Consider the following 3,008-nt stretch of genomic DNA (forward strand, 5'->3'; position numbering starts at 1 on the left):
GCGCCCGCCACGGCCGCGGCGGCCACGTTCCGGCTTGGCTTCGGCCTGCGGTGCTTCCTCGCCGCCCTGGACGGCGGCGGCTTCCTCTCCCGCCGGGCTCTCCGGCACCACCACCAGCTCCGGGGCCGGCATCGCCACCGGCGCCGCGGCGCTGCGGAACACATAGGTGCCGGATTTTTCGTCGCGGCCGAAATCGAACAGGCCGCGCGCCTGGGCTTCTTCCAGCAGGTTGCCGAAGGTGCGGAAACCGTAGAAGGTCTCGGAGAAGTCCGGACGGCGGCGCTTCAGGGTGTCCTTCAGCAGCGAGGCCCAGATCTTGCCGGTGTCGCCGCGCTCGGAAACCAGCGCATCGAAGGTCTCGACCACCATCTCGAGCGCCTGCGCCTTGCGCGCTTCCAGCTCTTCGCGGCGCTTGTCGTCGCTCGGGCGGCGCGCCGCCGGCTGGCCGCGGCGCGCGTCGAGTTCTTCCTTGCGCTTGGCGGCGGCGCGGTTCTTCTCACGCACCAGGTCGTCGTAGAAGATGAATTCGTCGCAGTTCGCCACCAGGAGGTCCGAGGTGGATTGCTTGACGCCCACGCCGATCACCCGCTTGGCGTTCTCGCGCAGCTTCGACACCAGCGGCGAAAAGTCCGAGTCGCCCGAGACGATCACGAAGGTGTCGACATGCGACTTGGTGTAGCACAGGTCGAGCGCGTCGACCACCAGGCGGATGTCGGCCGAATTCTTGCCCGACTGCCGCACGTGGGGAATCTCGATCAGCTCGAAGTTCGCCTCGTGCATGGGCGCCTTGAAGGTCTTGTAGCGGTCCCAGTCGCAATAGGCTTTCTTGACCACGATGCTGCCCTTGAGCAGCAGGCGTTCCAGCACCGGCTTGATGTCGAATTTTTCGTAGTTGGCGTCGCGCACGCCGAGCGCGACGTTTTCGAAGTCGCAGAACACCGCCATGCTGATGTTGTCGGAGGAAGCCATGAATTATTGCTTTCAGATAATAAAGGGACGAACTGACCGCGATTATACGCAACCCGCTTCTTCCTGGCGGCGCGCGTGTCGCAGTAGTAAATGTGTCATCGCAAGCAATCGCTTTTATAATTGTGTTTTCTTCATGGCCCGCCCCTGTATTGACCCATGCTCTCGCCATCCGTTTTCGAGTCAGCGTTCAATAGTTCGCCGATCGGCAAGTACCTGCTGTCGCCGACGCCCGAGGCCGTGATCCTCGCCGTGAACGATGCCTTCCTGAAAGCGTCTTCGCGCCGGCGCGAGGAGCTGGTGGGCACGAGCCTGTTCGTGGCCTTCCCTTCCAATCCCGACGACCCCGCCAGCAGCACCAACGAGGCCGAGCTGCGCGCATCGTTCGCCAAGGTGCTGGCGACCCGCGAGCCGGACATGCTTCCGGTGCAGCGCTACCCGATACCCCTGGAAGGACCCGACGGCACGGTCAGCTTCGACGAGCGGTTCTGGAGTGCCTACAGCGCACCGGTATTCGACGAAGACGGCGCCATCGCCTGCATCTCGCACACGACCAAGGACGTTACCGAGCAGATCCGTTCCGAACGGGCGCTGCGCGAAAGCGAGAGCCGGTTCCGGGCGCTGACCACGGCCGGCCAGGTGGTGTACCGGATGAACGCCGACTGGACCGAGCTGCGCGAGCTCGACGGGCGTGGCTTCCTGAAGGATACCGCGGGTCCGCGCGCGTTCTGGCTCCAGGACTACATTCCGGCCGACGAGCAGGCGCGTGTGCACGCAGCCGTGCTCGAAGCGATCCGCACCGGCTCCGTGTACGAGCTGGAGCACCGGGTGCGCCGCATCGACGGCAGCGACGGCTGGGCATTGTCGCGCGCCGTGCCGATCCAGGATGCGCACGGACGGGTGGTGGAATGGATCGGCGCGGCCAGCGACATCAGCGAGCGCAAGGCAGCCGAGGAGAAGCTGCGCGAGTCGGACCGGCGCAAGGACGAATTCCTCGCCATGCTGGCCCACGAGCTGCGCAATCCGATCGCGCCGATCAGCGCCGCGGCCGCCCTGCTGCAACGCATGAAGCCGGACGAGGCGCTGGCGCGGCGCACCAGCGAGATCATCGCGCGCCAGGTCGGCCACATGACGGCGCTGATCGACGACCTGCTCGACGTATCGCGGGTCACCCGCGGCCTGGTCGAACTGGAGCAGGCCCCGGTCGACCTGCGCGACGTGCTGCAGGATGCGGTCGAGCAGGTCACGCCGCTGGTGCGCGCACGCCGCCACGACCTGTCGCTGGCGCTGCCGCAAGGCGCGGTCATGGTCAGGGGCGACAAGAAGCGGCTGGTGCAGGTCGTCGCCAACCTCCTCAACAACGCGGCCAAGTACACGCCGGAAGGCGGACGCCTGGTGCTGCGTGCCCATGCCGCCGCCGGCAATGCCTGCATCGACGTCAGCGACAACGGCATCGGCATGGCGCCCGAGCTGACCGGGCGGGTGTTCGAGCTGTTCGCGCAGGCCGAGCGCAGCGTCGACCGCTCGCTGGGCGGCCTCGGGCTCGGACTGGCCCTGGTGAAAAGCCTGGTCGAACTGCACGGCGGCTCGGTCGCCTGCGCCAGCCCGGGACTGGGACTGGGCAGCACCTTCTCGGTCTGCCTGCCCTGCTGCGCCGGGAATGCCGCGCCGTGCGAGGACGTCGCCGCTCCCATCGCCGCGGACGCAACCGGCAAGGCGGCTGCGCTGCGGGTCCTGGTCGTGGACGACAACGTCGACGCGGCCGTGACCCTGGCCATGGTGCTGGAAGCGGCCGGCCACCAGACACTGGTGGAACACGGCGCGCTGGCCGCCCTCGAACGCGCACGGGCGGCGCCGCCGCAGGTCTGCCTGCTCGACATCGGCCTGCCGGAGATGGACGGCAAGGAGCTCGCGCGGCGCCTGCGCGCCGACCCGGCCACGGCGGGCGCCCTGCTGGTCGCCGTCACCGGCTATGGCCAGGACAGCGAACGCCAGCAGATCATGGCCGCCGGCTTCGACCACCACCTGGTCAAGCCGGTGGA

2 protein-coding genes are annotated in these 3,008 nt (G+C 67.8%); one reads left to right on the forward strand and one right to left on the reverse strand.

The window, feature by feature from the left end; all coding sequences use genetic code 11:
• A partial coding sequence (locus B2R83_RS14865; protein ID WP_292042758.1) for an NYN domain-containing protein occupies positions 1–969 on the reverse strand: 969 nt, incomplete at its 3' end.
• A 156-nt stretch (positions 970–1,125) separates the two neighbouring features.
• On the opposite strand from B2R83_RS14865, the gene B2R83_RS14870 reads away from it, so the two are divergent.
• On the forward strand, positions 1,126–3,008 hold a 1,883-nt coding region (locus B2R83_RS14870; protein WP_292042760.1), incomplete at its 3' end, for a PAS domain-containing hybrid sensor histidine kinase/response regulator.

The sequence above is a fragment of the Massilia sp. UBA6681 genome (assembly GCF_002454935.1).
GTDB lineage: Bacteria > Pseudomonadota > Gammaproteobacteria > Burkholderiales > Burkholderiaceae_D > Telluria > Telluria varians.